This is a genomic window from Pseudomonas sp. P5_A2_2 (genome assembly GCF_054177685.1).
On the sequence record NZ_JBGCUL010000036.1, the window covers coordinates 1 to 16,626 of the forward strand.

The 16,626-nt window shown below is 60.4% G+C and carries 16 protein-coding genes and 1 pseudogene; 7 read left to right on the forward strand and 10 right to left on the reverse strand.

From position 1 onward, the window contains the following. The 9 genes and pseudogenes from ACXRVY_RS05850 to ACXRVY_RS05890 all read right to left on the reverse strand — a co-directional run. A pseudogene (locus tag ACXRVY_RS05850) lies at positions 1 to 526 on the reverse strand (hypothetical protein); the annotation flags it as partial. 261 nt (positions 527 to 787) lie between these two features. Beyond that, positions 788 to 1,702 (reverse strand): RHS repeat-associated core domain-containing protein, encoded by a 915-nt coding sequence (locus ACXRVY_RS05855; RefSeq protein ID WP_458237105.1) that lies wholly within the window; start codon positions 1,700 to 1,702, stop codon positions 788 to 790. Between the two features lie 133 nt (positions 1,703 to 1,835). Next, on the reverse strand, positions 1,836 to 2,402 hold the full coding sequence (locus tag ACXRVY_RS05860; RefSeq protein WP_223456807.1) for a GNAT family N-acetyltransferase: 567 nt from the start codon (positions 2,400 to 2,402) through the stop codon (positions 1,836 to 1,838). Between the two features lie 111 nt (positions 2,403 to 2,513). Continuing rightward, complete coding sequence (gene etfB / locus ACXRVY_RS05865) at positions 2,514 to 3,284, reverse strand: electron transfer flavoprotein subunit beta (RefSeq protein WP_108216968.1); 771 nt, start codon at positions 3,282 to 3,284, stop codon at positions 2,514 to 2,516. A 15-nt stretch (positions 3,285 to 3,299) separates the two neighbouring features. Further along, the gene (etfA, locus tag ACXRVY_RS05870) at positions 3,300 to 4,520 is read right to left on the reverse strand and encodes an electron transfer flavoprotein subunit alpha (RefSeq protein ID WP_007985970.1); all 1,221 of its coding nucleotides are present in this window, start codon (positions 4,518 to 4,520) and stop codon (positions 3,300 to 3,302) included. Next, complete coding sequence (gene dgcB, locus ACXRVY_RS05875) at positions 4,520 to 6,466, reverse strand: dimethylglycine demethylation protein DgcB (RefSeq protein WP_223456805.1); 1,947 nt, start codon at positions 6,464 to 6,466, stop codon at positions 4,520 to 4,522. The genes etfA and dgcB overlap by 1 nt, the downstream gene beginning before the upstream one ends. Before the next feature lie 184 nt (positions 6,467 to 6,650). Further along, entirely contained in the window at positions 6,651 to 8,711 is a 2,061-nt protein-coding gene (gene dgcA / locus ACXRVY_RS05880; protein WP_056726570.1) for a dimethylglycine demethylation protein DgcA, read from the reverse strand. A gap of 15 nt (positions 8,712 to 8,726) precedes the next feature. After that, a complete protein-coding gene (locus tag ACXRVY_RS05885) occupies positions 8,727 to 9,257 on the reverse strand; it encodes a DUF5943 domain-containing protein (protein ID WP_008048169.1) in 531 nt (176 codons plus the stop codon). A 78-nt stretch (positions 9,258 to 9,335) separates the two neighbouring features. After that, positions 9,336 to 10,313 carry a dipeptidase gene (locus ACXRVY_RS05890; protein ID WP_108216971.1) on the reverse strand — a complete coding sequence of 326 codons (978 nt, stop codon included), beginning with the start codon at positions 10,311 to 10,313 and terminating at the stop codon, positions 9,336 to 9,338. 223 nt (positions 10,314 to 10,536) lie between these two features. On the opposite strand from ACXRVY_RS05890, the gene ACXRVY_RS05895 reads away from it, so the two are divergent. The 4 genes from ACXRVY_RS05895 (at position 10,537) to ACXRVY_RS05910 (ending at position 12,163) form a co-directional block, all read left to right on the forward strand. Then, a complete protein-coding gene (locus ACXRVY_RS05895) occupies positions 10,537 to 10,938 on the forward strand; it encodes a lysozyme inhibitor LprI family protein (RefSeq protein ID WP_223456803.1) in 402 nt (133 codons plus the stop codon). A 213-nt stretch (positions 10,939 to 11,151) separates the two neighbouring features. After that, a complete protein-coding gene (locus ACXRVY_RS05900; protein WP_056726567.1) occupies positions 11,152 to 11,406 on the forward strand; it encodes a type II toxin-antitoxin system RelE family toxin in 255 nt (84 codons plus the stop codon). Then, on the forward strand, positions 11,390 to 11,713 hold the full coding sequence (locus ACXRVY_RS05905) for a helix-turn-helix domain-containing protein (protein ID WP_056726566.1): 324 nt from the start codon (positions 11,390 to 11,392) through the stop codon (positions 11,711 to 11,713). The genes ACXRVY_RS05900 and ACXRVY_RS05905 overlap by 17 nt, the downstream gene beginning before the upstream one ends. Before the next feature lie 33 nt (positions 11,714 to 11,746). Beyond that, a complete protein-coding gene (locus tag ACXRVY_RS05910) occupies positions 11,747 to 12,163 on the forward strand; it encodes a DUF3010 family protein (RefSeq protein ID WP_108216975.1) in 417 nt (138 codons plus the stop codon). Between the two features lie 139 nt (positions 12,164 to 12,302). Here the strand turns inward: ACXRVY_RS05910 and ACXRVY_RS05915 are convergent, their stop codons facing one another. Beyond that, positions 12,303 to 13,247 (reverse strand): GlxA family transcriptional regulator, encoded by a 945-nt coding sequence (locus ACXRVY_RS05915; protein ID WP_223456801.1) that lies wholly within the window; start codon positions 13,245 to 13,247, stop codon positions 12,303 to 12,305. A 210-nt stretch (positions 13,248 to 13,457) separates the two neighbouring features. Here ACXRVY_RS05915 and choX point away from each other — a divergent pair, with 210 nt between their 5' ends. The 3 genes from choX (at position 13,458) to ACXRVY_RS05930 (ending at position 16,495) form a co-directional block, all read left to right on the forward strand. Beyond that, a complete protein-coding gene (gene choX, locus ACXRVY_RS05920) occupies positions 13,458 to 14,402 on the forward strand; it encodes a choline ABC transporter substrate-binding protein (protein ID WP_223456799.1) in 945 nt (314 codons plus the stop codon). Positions 14,403 to 14,497: 95 nt separating this feature from the next. After that, a complete protein-coding gene (locus tag ACXRVY_RS05925) occupies positions 14,498 to 15,385 on the forward strand; it encodes a beta-keto acid cleavage family enzyme (protein WP_008048151.1) in 888 nt (295 codons plus the stop codon). Between the two features lie 144 nt (positions 15,386 to 15,529). Then, on the forward strand, positions 15,530 to 16,495 hold the full coding sequence (locus tag ACXRVY_RS05930) for an L-carnitine dehydrogenase (RefSeq protein ID WP_223456797.1): 966 nt from the start codon (positions 15,530 to 15,532) through the stop codon (positions 16,493 to 16,495). Positions 16,496 to 16,626 lie beyond the last annotated feature (131 nt).

Consider the following 16,626-nt stretch of genomic DNA (forward strand, 5'->3'; position numbering starts at 1 on the left):
ACTTGATGCCCATCTGTTTCGCCGTGTCGATGTTGACCCGGGTTTGCGGTGCGCCCGTGTCCAGTACAAAACGCGCCGAGACACCATTGGCCGCGCCGACCTCGATAAATGGCAACACTTGTTCAGCGATGTAAAAATCATTGGCATACGGATGGAGCGGCAGCACCTCATGCCGCGTCGAACCCTTGAGCGTGAAATCGCCGGTCGCCGCCAGGACAGCCAGTGATTTGCTGCCAAACGTGGAGAATAGAGGCTTCAGATCGGAGCTGGCGGCAATCGCCCGGGCATGCTTGCCCTTGATCGCCAAGTAGTATTCGGGAAGTTGGTTGGTGGCTTTGGCTTCAAGCATTCTGGCGAAGACCGTCACCGAGCAACTGAGGTGCTTATCGGCATCCAGTACCCTGTCGCAACGCTCACGCATTTGCGCCAGCGAGGCTTTCTGGCCCTGGTCGGAATCCAGCCACTGAAAAAAATCCCGCTCGACTTCAGGGGGCGTTCCGGGTGCTGGTGTCTGGGGGGCAGGCATCGATCCCGAAGACACACACAGGGTCCCTGCAAAAAGCATCAGGTATCGGTTGAAAGCCTTCATATTCAACCCGTTCATAAAACAAGCTCTATGAGTTGGCGCTGAACGTCTGAATATTCCCGAAACTGTGCTGCACTCCTTGCCAGCGCAAGTAAAACTCTAGCTCATCAAGCAGTACGGCGTGCGCGGTGCGTCCCCCCGGGAACGCGAACAGAGACTTTGGGTAATTCCATTTCTGGAAATACCGACGGCGTAAAAATGCTAAGTGCCCCTTACATTTGTTGCGTTTTCCACAATGACCTCTTCCAGAGGAATGTCAGGAGACCTGCCCGGAACCTGGCGGGGCGCTTGCCCTCGCAACAAGTACCATCCACTGGCCTCTTTGGCTGCCTCCCACAAAACTTGCGGCCTCGACTGCCCATTCTTCGCAGCCGCCGCCCACCATGTCCCGGCAATAACGGAGTTCTGCATGACCGCACCTGAACCCGTAAAACTCTGGCCGGCCATGACACCCGAGCTTGTTACTATCGACGCGACTTCGGGTATCCGGGCGGTCATCGCCGCAGGAATTGTTGCCCCACGGAATGGCAGACTCCCTGCACCACCCCAGAAACTCAGCGTGTTCCCAATTCGCATACGCAACGTTTGCGTTGCTCCTGACACAATTGCGCTGGCAGCCCTGTTAATCGCTGCACCGGCAAAAATCAGATTCAAACCTGCACCTACGGCTTGCCCAAGCAATGAGAACCACGACTCACCGGTTGGATCAACTCTGTTCATTGGCGAGCCTGAACAATAGGCGTACGCATTGATTCCCCCCTTCCCGAACGGACTCAACCGATCCGGGCTGTGGAACCGCATCAGCACCGGGTTATAGACCCGATGTCCATTGCCCAGGTGATAGCAACCGGTAGGACGCTCTCTGAGTTGCCCATTGAAGCCCAATGGGGTCGAAGCCTGATGCAGGCTGCTTTGCAAGCCATAGGGGGAATACGCAAAGTGGTTCGGACCATTGCGGTCCAACTCAGCGAGTATGCTTTGTTGCAGGTCCGTAGCCAGCAACAGGGTCCGGGGGTACGGCGGAGCCGCTGCAGGAGAGACTACTTCACGCTGGGTTTGGGCGGATGTGCGCATCAGCAGGATCCTTGATGAGGTCTGATCAACCCGCTGCGCCATGCATGATTCGGCATCCGAAGCTCTGACAAGCCCTGCTGGCGAAAGCGGGTATTAACTGCTCAGTACCCTAACAAGTCATCAGTAATGCGAACACTATCAGTTCTGCTAGGGTCACCCCTGCGCAGGAAACCCGCTAAGGCCATTGCATCAAAAAGGCTTCGCCCGTGACCCGAATCATCGGATGCGGCGTAACCTGGCAGCTATCAACGATGCGGAAGCCATGGCGCTCATAGAAACGCCGGGCACCGGTATTGGCGGCATAGTCGATGAGGCTCAAGCCATTGAGCCCGAGCTGGTTGGCGCGCGCCCTGGCATGGGCCAGGAATTGCACGCCAAGACCCCGGTTGCGCCAACCCTCATGCAGCGCCAGGCTCGAAATGTAGAGCGTGTCCGGGATTTCCATGTCGGCGTACGGCGCCAACACCGGGTCTGTTGTCGGTTCCGCCTGCAGATCGTGGCGCATCACGTAGCTGTGCATCATGCCGATGACTTCTCCACCGGCTTCGGCGATGAGGCAATTCTGGTAGGAGAAGTCCACATCGTCGCGGGCATAACGAATGGCGCCGACGTCCAGCAGATCCTGCCCGGGTTTCGCAAGTTGGCTCCAGATGTAATCCGAAGCGCCCTCCGACGAGATTTGAAACAAACGGGCAATCTCTCGCGCATCGGCGCGCACGGCCGAACGAAACACAACAGTCATTTACCTGAACTCCACAGGACAAGGAGCACCCGTTTTACCCGGGCGCTTACGGCGCGACAACTCGCCGGAGGGGCGGTTTTATATCCGGTTGTTGCAGCTTGAGGCGCCGCCTTAGCGGACCACGCCTTCTTCAATCAACAACTTGAGTATCGCCTCAGCCCCAGCTTGCGCCGTCACGCCTTTGAGCACCTGCCCGCCTCCACCACTGGCCTTGGCTGTCGCGGCTTTCATACGATCGGCGCCGCTCTTGGCCTTGATCACCTTCAGGCGCTTGGGCCGTGGCTTGGCCGGTTGCAGGCTGGCGACCGCAAGCAATTGATCATCGATGACTTCAACTTCCTGCGCTTGCAGCACGCCGCGTCGGGCCGGGCCGTAAGCGCTCTGGCGAGGCTTGGGCGCGGCGTTATCCACCGTTGCCAGAAACGGCAGGCGTACCTTCAGCCGCCGGCGTTGACCGCGCGGCAAGGCCTGCAGCACCAGCGCCGAACCGCCGTCAATGGACTCGACCTGCGCCAGCCCCACCACCAGCGGCCAGCCCAGGCTTTCGGCGAGCAGGAACGGCAACATGCCCGAGCCTTCGCCGGTTTCCGCCTGACTGCCGGTCAACACCACCTGAGCACCTGCATCGCGCAGATACTCGGTCAGCGCCGGTAGCGCATCGGCGCCTTGCGGTTGCTCCAACACATGCAGTTGCTCCAGCCCCATGCCCAGGTAAGCACGCAATGCAGGCTCGGCGATGTCGCCGGCATGCAGCACTTGCAGGTTATCCCCAGCCAGTTGCAGACCCAGTTCTACCGCCCGCGCATCCTGCTCCGCGCGACGTGGCCGACCGGACGTCGGGTGGGCGCCGATGGACACCAGGCTGATGATTTTCGTGCTCATAAACCTTTCCTTCCCTTAAGCCGCATCGCGCTTGGCGTCGTTGCGGTAAGCCTCTACCGCCTCGATCAAGGCTTGAAGAATCTCCGCGCTCTCACCGATCACCGAGAGGTCGGCACGCTTGATCATGTCGCAGCCAGGGTCAAGGTTGATCGCCACCACCTTGTCGCAGGCACCGATGCCTTGCAGGTGCTGGATCGCCCCGGAAATCCCCACCGCCACATAGACCCGTGCAGTAACCCAGGTACCGGACGCGCCGACCTGACGATCGCGGGCCATGAAACCGTCGTCCACCGCCACCCGCGAGGCGCCTTCGGTCGCGCCGAGGGCTTCGGCGGTCCTGTGGAAAAGTCCCCAGTCCTTGACCCCGTTGCCACCGGAGAAAATGAACTCGGCTTCGGCCATGGGGATTGCCGCCGGATCGACTGCCACCGCGCCCAGATCTTCGATCCGTGACAGGCTGCGTGCCACGGTTGTGGATAACTCTACGGGCAAGGCTTCGTGACGGGTTTCGCTGACCGGTTCGGCGCACTCGGCAGCCGCCAGAATCAAGCGCGCCAGCGGACGGGCAAGGTCTTGCAGGCCTGCGCCGGCGCGGCCGATGCACTCCTGATCCTTGACTTGCCAGACCCGCGTGGCCGGGCGTTCGCCCAGTGCCGCGGCGAAACGTCGGCCGAGCTCGCCACCACCGCTGCGACTGTCCGGCAGCAACCAGTGACGCGGGCTGAACTGGTTATCCACAGCCCGCAGGCCCTGGACCCGTTGTTCCGGTGCATAACCGTTGAATTCTTCGCCTTCCAGCACCAACAGGCGGTCGACGCCCGCCGTGGCGAAAGCGTTTTCCTTGTGCTCGCCGAACACCACGGCCAGCACTGCGCCGTCCTTGCCGGCCAACTGATGGGCCAGGCCCAGCAAGTCGCGGTCGTGGCTGCTCAAGCGACCACCGACCATGTCCGGCACCACGCTGATGTAAAACGCCGGCGCGGCCACCTGATGCAATGGCAACTGCACTTCAACAGCGGCTGAACGTTTAGTCGCCCCACCCTGCTGGGCGCCGCTACGGTCGATACGCTTGATGCCGTTGGGGCCGATAAAACCAATGCCGTGGGGATTCTTGCGGATGACGCCATTCGGCCCCATCCAGCTGTGTTGCGCCGGTTGCATGGCCGCGTGTAGCGGGTGCAGCCGGTTGCGGGCGATCCATTCGGCCCGCGGGTCGCGGCGGATAATGTCGCTCATCAGTGCACCTCCGCAGGTTCACGTTTGGCCGGCGCCGCCGGCTTTGCCGCGTCGTCTTCCAGCAGCGCGTCGGCCACCAGTTCGGCAATGTCCTTGATCAGCGGACGGGGTTCGACTACGCCTTCGAGCATCGCCGTGCATTGTGGGCAACCCACGGCCACCAGTTCGGCGCCGGTTTCGCGAATGTCTTCCATGCGCATGTCGGGAATACGTTGCTTGCCGGGAATGTCGGTGATCGGCGCACCGCCACCACCGCCGCAGCAGCGCGAACGGAAGCCGGAACGTTGCATCTCTTTCACTTCGATCCCGAGGGCGCGCAACACCTGACGCGGCGCCTCGTACTCGCCGTTGTAGCGTCCGAGGTAGCACGGGTCGTGGTAGGTCACGCTGTCGCCTTTGTGCTGACCGAGATTGAGCGCGCCAGCATCGATGATTTCCGCCATGTAGGTGCTGTGGTGCTGCACCAGGTAGTTGCCATCGAAAGCGCCGTACTCGTTTTTCAGCACGTGGAAGCTGTGCGGATCGCAGGTGACGATGCGGTTGAAACTGTATTTGGCCAGGGTCTGAATGTTGCGCTTGGCCAACAGCTGGAAGGTCGCTTCGTCGCCCAGGCGCCGGGCCACGTCGCCGCTGTCGCGCTCTTCGAGGCCGAGCACGGCGAAGTCGATTTTCGCCGCTTTCAGCACTTTCACGAAGGCGCGCAGGGTGCGCTGGTTGCGCATGTCGAAGGCGCCGTCGCCGACCCAGAACAGCACGTCGGTGGATTTCTTTTCGCTGAGCAGATTGAGGTTCAAATCTGCCGCCCAGTTCATCCGCCCGCCCGGCGCGAAACCGCCCGGGTTGTCGGTGGCGATCAGGTTTTCCAGGACTTCCGCGCCCTTGTTCGGGGTCGCGCCTTTTTCCAGGGTCAGATGGCGACGCATGTCGACGATGGCATCGACGTGCTCGATCATCATCGGGCATTCCTCGACACAGGCACGGCAGGTGGTGCATGACCACAGGGTTTCGGCATCCACCAGACCGTTGACGATCGGTTGATGCGGATTGCCTGCGTGCTCACCGATGGCCTTGCCTGGATACGGACTGCCGGCGAACTTGGCATCGGTGCCACCAGCCAGGCCGACGACCATGTCCTGAATCAGTTTTTTCGGGTTCAGTGGCTGGCCGGCAGCAAACGCCGGGCACGCTGCTTCACATTTACCGCACTGCACGCAGGCGTCGAAGCCGAGCAACTGGTTCCAGGTGAAATCCTTGGGTTTTTCCACGCCCAGTGGCGCGGTCGGGTCGTTCAAGTCCAGAGGCTTGAGGCCCGTGGAACGACCGCCACCGAAGCGCTCGGCGCGACGGTGCCAGGCCAGATGCAAGGCACCGGCGAAGGCGTGTTTCATCGGCCCGCCCCAGGTCATGCCGAAGAACAGTTCCGACACGCCCCACAGCACGCCAACGCCGAGAATCGCCGCCAACAGCCAGCCACCGAAGTTTTCCGGGAGGATGCCCGCCACCGGCAGGGTCAACAGGAAGAACGAGGCCGAGAACGCCAGCAGGCTTTTCGGCAGGCGCATCCAAGGGCCTTTCGACAGACGCGACGGCGGGTTGCGCCGGCGCAGGTAAACAAAGATCGCACCGACGAACATCACAGCCGTCATCAGCAGCAACGCATAGCCGAGGAAGCGGTTATGCAGGCCGAAACCGTGCACCAGAATCGCCAGCACGATGGACGCCACCGCACCGCCGGCCGTGGCGACGTGGGTGTTGGCAATGTATTTGTCCCGCGCTACCACATGGTGCAAGTCGACCATGTAGCGCTTGGGCATGGCGAACAGGCCGCCGATCAGGTCGACTTTCGAAGCCCGGCCCCGGCGCCACATATTCACCCGCCGCAAAGCACCGAGGACGCCAAGGCCCAGGGCAGCGAACAGCAGGATTGGAAGAAGGGTGTTCAACATAGGTGAAGCTCCCAAAGACCGCAGGGTCTTGCAGGCCAAACTACCTGGATGCCTTGCCCGATTCCTTGTAGGAGCGAGCTTGCTCGCGAAAAACCTGAGAACGTCGCGTTAAATCAGACTCCCCGCGTCATCGTTCACGTCCATCGCGAGCAAGCTCGCTCCTACAAGGGTTATCCACAAGCTCTTAGAAATCCTTGCACAACCGCAGCGCGTCGTAGATCGCGGCATGCACGTTGCGCTGTGCCACGCAATCACCGATGCGGAACAGCAGGTAGCCGTCGCCGCTCTGCTCCAGGCAAGGTTGCGGCTTGATCGCGAACAAGGCTTCAACGTCGATCTGGCCTTTGTTGCGGGAGCCTTCCTTCAAGGCGTAGTAGATTTCCTCGTCCGGGCGCACACCGTTTTCGATGACCACCTGGTCCACCACCCGCTCCTCTTTGGCACCGGTGTATTCGTTTTCCAGCACTGCCACCAGCTTGTCGCCTTCGCGGTAGACCTTCTCCAGCATCATGTCGCCGGTCATGATCACTTCTTTCGGGTACATGCTGCGGTAGTACGTCGGGAACGACGTGCCGCCAATCGCCACGCCCGGCTTGATGTCGTCGGTGACGATTTCGACCTGGCTGCCCTTGTCCGCAATGAAGTCGGCGGTAGACATACCGGTGAACTCGCAAATGGTGTCGTAAACCAGCACGTTCTTGCCAGGCAGAACCTTGCCGTCGAGCACATCCCAGCTGCTGACCACCAGGCCTTCAGCCGCACCCCAGTGTTCGTTCTGCTCGATGAACGGATGTCCACCGACAGCCAGCACCACCACGTCTGGACGCAGGTCCATGATGGTCGGCGCATCCGCCGCAGTGCCCAGGCGCAGATCGACTTTCAACCGAGCCAGTTCCAGCTGGTACCAGCGGGTGATACCGGCGATCTGGTCCCGTTGCGGTGCTTTCGAAGCGGTGGTGATTTGGCCGCCGATGAATTCTTTCTTCTCGAACAGGGTCACGTTGTGGCCACGCTCGGCGGCAACGCGAGCGGCTTCCATCCCCGCAGGGCCGGCGCCAACTACCACCACTTTGCGTTTCACGCCGGTGGTTTTTTCGATGATGTGTGGCAGGCCCATGTATTCACGGGAAGTTGCGGCGTTCTGGATGCACAACACATCCAGGCCTTGGTATTGACGGTCGATGCAGTAGTTGGCGCCGACGCACTGCTTGATCTGGTCGATCTGGCCCATCTTGATCTTGGCGATCAGGTGCGGGTCGGCGATGTGGGCGCGGGTCATGCCGACCATGTCGACGTAGCCGCCCTCCAGAATGCGCGTGGCCTGGTTCGGGTCCTTGATGTTCTGCGCGTGCAGCACCGGAACCTTGACCACCTCCTTGATCCCGGCCGCCAGGTGCAGGAACGGCTCGGGCGGGTAACTCATGTTCGGAATCACGTTGGCCAGGGTGTTGTGAGTGTCGCAACCCGAGCCGACGACGCCGATGAAATCGAGCATGCCGGTGTCGTCGTAATACTTGGCGATCTGCTTCATGTCTTCGTGGGACAGGCCGTCCGGGTGGAACTCATCACCGCAGATGCGCATGCCCACGCAGAAGTCGTCACCGACCTCGGCGCGCACGGCTTTCAAGACTTCCAGGCCGAACTTCATGCGGCCTTCGAAGGTACCGCCCCATTCGTCGGTACGCTTGTTGACGCGCGGGCTCCAGAACTGGTCGATCATGTGCTGGTGCACGGCCGACAATTCCACGCCGTCCAGGCCACCGGCCTTGGCACGACGCGCAGCCTGCGCATAGTTGCCGATCACCCGCCAGATTTCTTCCGGCTCGATGGTCTTGCAAGTGGCACGGTGCACCGGCTCACGCACGCCCGACGGCGACATCAACGTTGGCCAGTTAAAGCCGTCCCAACGCGAGCGACGACCCATATGGGTAATCTGGATCATGATCTTGGCGCCGTGCTTGTGCATAGCATCGGCCAGATTCTGGAAGTGCGGAATGATGCGGTCGGTGGACAGGTTCACCGAGCTCCACCACTCCTGCGGGCTGTCGATCGCCACGACGGACGAGCCACCACAAATCGCCAGGCCGATCCCGCCCTTGGCTTTCTCTTCGTAATACTTGACGTACCGGTCGGTGGTCATGCCGCCGTCGGTGGCATAAACCTCGGCGTGCGCGGTGCTGAGCACGCGGTTGCGGATGGTCAGTTTACCGATCTGGATCGGTTGGAACATTGCTTCGAAAGCCATGGCGGGTTCCTCGACTTACAACGGCTTGACGGTGAACAAACCGTCTTCGTGGCCCTCTTCGGAGCCACCGTAGACTTGCTCGGCCACGGTGCGGATCTTGCTGCCGCGAGCGGCCAGGATCTGGTCCATGGCCCCTGCAAACCAGCCAGTGAACATGTAGTCGACCTTACGTCCGACCTTGCCGTACACATAGACGAATGCCGAGTGTTCGAGCTTGACGCTGGCGGTGCCTTTGTCGAGATCGATGTCCTGAATCTTGAACAGGCCCCAGCCGCGCTGCGACAGGCGCTTCATGTAGTGCTCGAACACCGCGACGCCTTCCAGGCCGTGGCATTCGGCTTCTTTTTCACACCAGTGCCAGGCGGACTTGTAGCCGGCCTTATAGAGGATTTCGGCATAGGCTTCAGCGCCCAGCACTTCCTCGATGCCCATGTGGTTGTTGACGAAGAAATGGCGCGGCACATACAGCATCGGCAGGGCGTCGGAGGTCCAGACACCGGTTTCGCTGTCGACTTCGATTGGCAATTGCGGGGCGATTTTGGCCATGGAAACTTGACTCCAGAAAATTCGTTGCGTTGCCCGCTGCACGGACGGCAGCGGGAAAGGATTCAGAGATGCGGCGGCTTATTCGCCCCAAACGTCCTTGAGGACATTCACCCAGTTCTCACCCATGATCTTGCGCACCACGCGCTCGGAGTGGCCGCGCTTGAGCAGGGTCTCGGTCAGGTTCGGGAACTCGCCCACGGTGCGGATGCCCAGCGGGTTGATGATCTTGCCGAAGCTGGTCAAGCGGCGGGCGTAGCCCTTGTCGTGGGTCAGGTATTCGAAGAAGTCCTGGCCATGGCCCTGGGTGAAGTCGGTGCCGATGCCGATCGCGTCTTCGCCAACCAGGTTCATGGTGTATTCGATCGCTTCGGCGTAGTCGTCGATGGTCGAATCGATACCCTTGGCCAGGAACGGCGCGAACATGGTCACCCCGACGAAACCGCCGTGGTCGGCAATGAACTTCAGTTCTTCATCGGACTTGTTGCGCGGGTGCTCCTTGAGCCCCGACGGCAGGCAGTGGGAGTAGCAGACCGGCTTCTTGGATTCGAGGATGACTTCTTCGGACGTTTTCGAGCCGACGTGGGACAGGTCGCACATTACGCCGACCCGGTTCATCTCGGCGACGATTTCACGACCGAAACCCGACAGGCCGCCGTCACGCTCGTAGCAACCGGTACCGACCAGGTTTTGGGTGTTGTAGCACATCTGCACAATACCGACGCCGAGCTGCTTGAACACCTCGACGTAGCCGATCTGGTCTTCAAATGCGTGAGCATTCTGGAAGCCAAAGAGAATGCCGGTCTTGCCCTGTTCCTTGGCCTTGCGGATATCGGCGGTGGTGCGCACCGGAATCACCAGGTCGCTATTCTCGCGGATCAGCTTCTGGCTGGCGGCAATGTTGTTGACGGTGGCCTGGAAGCCCTCCCACACCGACACGGTGCAGTTGGCCGCGGTCAGACCGCCTTTGCGCATGTCTTCAAACAGCTCGCGGTTCCACTTGGCAATAATCAGCCCGTCGATAACGATGCTGTCGGCGTGCAATTCGGCTGGGCTCATCAGGCTGTCCCCTTATTAGCGATTCATGCGCCGAATCGTCTGCCGGCGCTTTGGGCCAGCATATGCCTCGGTGCCCAAGCAGCCGGGTGCAAAAACGACAGGGGAATTGCCGAAAGCGTCAATCCGCGACAAAGGGTCGTCGCCAGGCACTATCACCGACCTGTTCAAGGCCCTCGGCTTGGGCCAGAATTCGCCGCATCACTGGAATAGAGCGGCGACCTGAATGAAATCCATCCTTCTGGCTTTGGCACTGATTGCGACCGGCGTACACGCAGCCGAGGTGTCCGACGACAACCCGTGCGACAAAGTCGAAAACGACGTCCAGACCCTCGAGTGCTCGGCCTTCAGCAAAACCACCGCCGAAGACTTGCTCAAGGAAAACCTCCAGGGCCTGAACGACCGCATGCAGTCGCAGTACGGCAAAAACCCGTCGCAACTGGCCGACATCACCGCCAAGATCAAAGCCGCCCAACAGCAATGGCTGAAGACCCGCGACGCCGACTGCGCCGTCGAAGCCTTCCCGGCCACCAGTGGCAGCAAGGCGTTCACCATTGCCCAGAACGATTGCATTGCGCGGATGAGCGACGAGCGGTCGGAGTTTTTGGAGTCGATTGGGCAGGAATAGTCCTGAATGTCCCGCTGAAAGCTGGCACTACCACCAGCTTTCAATCGCCAAAAAAACCTTTTCCCGCAAAGCACTCTGATCTGACCTACAGCTTCTGTCCAAAGCCGCTGCTCTGCGGACTTTTCACGCAACATGCCGACAAATGTTGTTGATGGCCAACCATAAAAATATAAGTAAAGATTCGCAAATCTTATAAAAGACTTATATTCTTCCATGAACAGCATTCACTGGACTCGAAAGGCCGTTAAGCAACTCTTGAGATTGCATTCCGTTCACCAGATTCAGGTTCGTGATGCCATCACGGCGCTCGCTGGCATGCCTGAGGCAGGCAATGTCAAAGCACTGGTCGGTCATGACTATGCTTATCGACTGCGTGTCGGTAACTATCGGGTCATGTTTGATTGGGATGGCGCGATCAAAGTGGTCAGTATTCAAGAGGTCAAAAAACGCGATGAACGCACCTACTGACATTCAAATCATCAACGACGCCGAAGGCAATCCAGCCTTCGTGGTCATTCCCTATGCACAATACGTGGCGCAGAAAATCGAGCCCGACTTGATCCCTCATGAGGTGGTGAGCCGCATCGTCGATGGCGCTACCCCTATCCGCGCCTGGCGCGAACACTTGAACCTTACCCAGGATGAAGTGGCCAAACGCATGGGCATAACCCAGCCTGCCTTTGCCCAACAGGAAACCGTCGCCAAGCCCCGTAAAGCCACTCGCGAAAAAATCGCTTTGGCATTTGGCATCACTGCCAGCCAGCTTGAACTGTAAGCTGCACACCCTCTGTCACTAATGGGATTGAACATGAAAGTCTGCGGCATCGAAATCAAAGGCAGCGAAGCAATCATCGCCGTGGCCACCCTGGACGGTCAGGCACTGGGCCATGTCGCGCTCGCCACCAAGAAAATTGCCCTGGACGATGATGACGAAGCCGCCAACGTCAAAGTGTTTGCCGCTCAGGTCGCTTCGTTTGTCCGTGAGAATTCCATCGACCGCATCGCGATCAAGAAGCGCAGCAAGAAAGGCGAATTCGCTGGTGGGCCGACCACGTTCAAGATCGAAGGGGTTTTCCAGTTGCTGGAGAGTTGCGAGGTAGCCCTACTGTCGCCGCAGACCATCAATGCCCAGGCCAAGAAGCACAATTTTGAGCTGCCGGGGACGCTGAACAAATATCAGCATGAGGCCTATAAGGCAGCGTGTTCGGCATTGGTGAAGAAGTAACCTGATCCTCCAGGCACCAAAGAACTAATGTGGGAGCGAGCTTGCTCGCGATGGCGGTGTATCAGTCAACATCAATGTGTCTGACAGACCGCTATCGCGAGCAAGCTCGCTCCCACAGGTTTCTCCAGTGTTTTCAGAATCACGCCTTGGCGGTACGCCGATCTTCCCTCGGGCACCGCTCATACTTCGCCCGATAACTGCGGGTGAAATACGACGGCGATTCAAACCCGCAGGCAATGCTCACTTCAAGCACGCTCATGTCCGTCTGTCGCAGCAGCTGCCGGGCTTTCTCCAGCCTTAACCGCAGGTAGAAATTGCTCGGCGTGTCGTTCAGATGCAGGCGAAACAGGCGCTCCAACTGTCGCCGCGTCACCTTGATCGATTCCGCCAGTTCCAGCGTGCTCAGCGGCGGTTCGCTGTGCTGCTCCATCTCGCCAATCACATGCACCAGCTTCTTGTTGCTGATGCCGTAGCGCGTGGCGACTTCCATGCGCTGGTGGTCTTTGCGCGGGCGGATACGGCCGAGTACGAATTGTTCGCTGACCTGGATCGCCAACTCCGGGCCGTGGGCCTGGGCGATCAGATCCAGCATCAGATCAATGGAGGCGGTGCCGCCGGCGGAAGTAATGCGCCGACGGTCGATCTCGAACAGCTCCTGGGTGACGCTGAGCTGTGGATAAGACTCCTTGAAGGCGTCGATGGCTTCCCAGTGCAGGGTCAGGCGATGGCCGTCGAGCAAACCCGCCTCGGCGAGGATGAAGCTGCCGGTGTCGATGGCGCCAAGGGTCACGCCTTCGTTGTCCAGCCGGCGCAGCCAGTGTTCCAGCGCCGGGGTGGCGAATTTGAGCGGTTCGAAGCCGGCGACCACCAACAGCGTCGCGCCTTTCTTCAGCGGCTCCAGCGCCGCATCGGCGTTGACCGACATGCCGTTGCTGGCCAGCACCGCCCCGCCGTCCGCGCTTAACACATGCCAGCGGTACAACTCGCCGCGAAAGCGATTGGCGACCCGCAGCGGCTCGATGGCCGAGATAAATCCAATGGCCGAGAAACCCGGCATCAACAAGAGGTAGAAATCCTGGGACATGGAGCGCACTCGCTGAGCAGGTAACAAGAGGGCGGGCAGCGTAGGGATGTTGATACGCCAGTTGCACGCGGCATTCAAGAGCACAGGTCGCTGCAGTGCAAGAGCTGGTCGCCGCAGTGCGCTTTCACGGCCGCTTAGCTGCGTAACTTGGCATCACCGGCGCACAAAGACGACCGGACCCACAATAACGAAACTGCCGAGGAACCTGAGATGAAACGACTGATCAGCAGCTGTGTTCTTGCACTCAGTGGTACCGCTTTGCTGAGCGCCAGTGTCATGGCCGCCGAACCCGCCGCGTGCCAGAACGTGCGCATGGGTGTAGTGAACTGGACCGACGTGATCGCGACCAGTGCCATGACCCAGGTATTGCTCGATGGCCTCGGCTACAGCACCAAACAAACCAGCGCCTCCCAGCAAATCATCTTCGCCGGGATCCGCGACCAGCGTCTGGACCTGTTCCTCGGCTACTGGAACCCGCTGATGACCCAGACCATCACCCCGTTCGTCGACGCCAAACAAGTCAAGGTGCTTGAAGCACCAAGCCTGCAAGACGCCCGCGCGACCCTCGCCGTGCCGACCTACCTCGCGGACAAGGGCCTGAAAACCTTCGCTGACATCGCCAAATTCGAAAAAGAACTGGGCGGCAAGATCTACGGCATCGAGCCTGGCTCGGGCGCCAACACCCAGATCAAGGCGATGATCTCCAAAAACCAGTTCGGCCTCGGCAAGTTCCAGCTGGTCGAATCCAGCGAAGCCGGCATGCTCGCCGCCGTGGATCGCGCCGTACGTCGCAACGAAGCCGTGGTGTTCTTCGGCTGGGCGCCGCACCCGATGAACGTCAACGTGAAAATGACCTACCTCACCGGCAGTGAGAACGCCCTTGGGCCGGACGAAGGCAAGGCCACGGTATGGACCGTCACCGCGCCGACATACGCCGAGCAATGCCCGAACATCAGCCGTTTGCTGACCAACCTGACCTTCACCGCCGAAGACGAGAGCCGGATGATGCAGCCGCTGCTGGATCACAAGGACGCTTTCGAGTCGGCCAAACAATGGCTGAATGATCACCCGCAGGACAAAAAACGCTGGCTTGAAGGCGTCACCACCTTCGATGGCAAACCGGCCTCTGCAAACCTGAAACTGACCAGTAAATAAACCCGATTGAACCACCGACTCGCAGCCCTGATGGGCTGCGAACGGGATCACTACGCCTGGCCAAAACCAAAAACTCGCCTGTAAGGAACCGCCTCATGAACCACGACGTCATCATCACCTGCGCACTCACCGGTGCTGGCGACACGACCGCCAAGAGCCCACACGTGCCGGTCACCCCGAAACAAATCGCCGCTGCCGCCGTGGAAGCCGCCAAGGCCGGCGCCACCGTGGTTCACTGCCATGTACGCGACCCGCAAACCGGCAAGTTCAGCCGTGACGTGGCGCTGTACCGCGAAGTGATGGAGCGCATCCGCGAGGCGGACGTGGACATCATTGTCAACCTCACCGCCGGCATGGGCGGCGACCTGGAAATCGGTGCCGGCGAGAATCCGATGGAATTCGGCCCGAACACCGATCTGGTCGGCCCGCTGACCCGTCTGGCCCACGTCGAAGAACTGCTGCCGGAAATCTGTACCCTCGATTGCGGCACCCTGAACTTCGGCGACGGCGACACCATTTACGTGTCCACCCCGGCGCAACTGCGCGCTGGTGCCAAACGCATCCAGGAGCTGGGCGTTAAAGCCGAGCTGGAAATCTTCGACACCGGTCATCTGTGGTTCGCCAAGCAAATGATCAAGGAAGGCCTGCTCGACAACCCGTTGTTCCAGCTGTGCCTGGGTATCCCTTGGGGCGCGCCGGCGGACACCACCACCATGAAAGCCATGGTCGACAACCTGCCGGCCGATGCGGTCTGGGCCGGCTTCGGTATCGGTCGCATGCAGATGCCGATGGCAGCGCAAGCGGTGTTGCTCGGCGGCAACGTCCGAGTCGGACTGGAAGACAACCTGTGGCTGGACAAGGGCGTGCTGGCGACCAACGGCCAACTGGTCGAGCGCGCCGGCGAAATCCTCAGCCGCCTCGGCGCCCGCGTCCTGACCCCGGCTGAAGGCCGGGCAAAAATGGGCCTGACCAAGCGCGGTTAATTCAAAACAACTTTCCCCCTGTGGGAGCGAGCCTGCTCGCGATAGCGGTTTACCTGCCTCAATTGATGCATCGGATGTACCGACGCCATCGCGAGAAAGTTCGCTCCCACAGTTTTTTTTCCGAGCCAGATTCAGGAATCGACCATGAGCTTTATCACCGAAATCAAAACCTTTGCAGCGTTAGGCAGCGGTGTCATCGGCAGCGGCTGGGTATCCCGCGCCCTCGCCCATGGCCTGGATGTAGTGGCCTGGGACCCGGCACCCGGCGCTGAAGCCGCCCTGCGCAAACGCGTCGCCAATGCCTGGGGCGCGCTGGAGAAACAAGGCCTGGCGCCGGGTGCTTCGCAAGATCGCCTGCGCTTTGTCGCGACTATCGACGAGTGCGTGCGCGATGCCGATTTCATCCAGGAAAGCGCCCCGGAACGCCTGGAACTGAAACTGGACCTGCACAGCAAAATCAGCGCGGCAGCCAAACCCAATGCATTGATCGGTTCCAGCACCTCCGGTCTGTTGCCGAGCGAGTTCTACGAGAGCGCCACGCACCCGGAACGCTGCGTGGTCGGTCACCCGTTCAACCCGGTTTACCTGCTGCCGTTGGTGGAAGTGGTCGGCGGCAAAAACACCGCCCCTGAAGCGGTGCAAGCGGCGATGAAAGTCTATGAATCCCTGGGGATGCGCCCTCTGCATGTGCGCAAGGAAGTGCCGGGCTTCATCGCCGACCGTCTGCTCGAGGCGCTGTGGCGTGAGGCACTGCACCTGGTCAATGACGGTGTGGCGACCACCGGTGAAATCGACGATGCAATCCGCTTCGGCGCCGGTTTGCGCTGGTCGTTCATGGGTACGTTCCTGACCTACACCCTGGCCGGTGGCGATGCCGGCATGCGTCACTTCATGGCGCAGTTCGGCCCGGCGTTGCAGTTACCGTGGACCTACCTGCCGGCACCGGAGCTGACCGACAAGCTGATCGACGACGTGGTCGATGGCACCAGCGATCAACTGGGCAAACACAGCATTTCGGCGCTGGAGCGCTATCGTGATGACTGCCTGCTGGCGGTGCTGGAGGCGGTGAAGACCACCAAAGAGAAGCATGGGATGGCTTTCAGCGAGTAAGCCCAAGCTTTGGGGCCAGCAGCACTGGCCCGATCGCGAGCAAGCTCGCTCCCACAGGGGATCTGCTGAGTGACATAGATTGTATTCACACTGCAAATCACTGTGGGAGCGAGCTTGCTCGCGATAGCGGT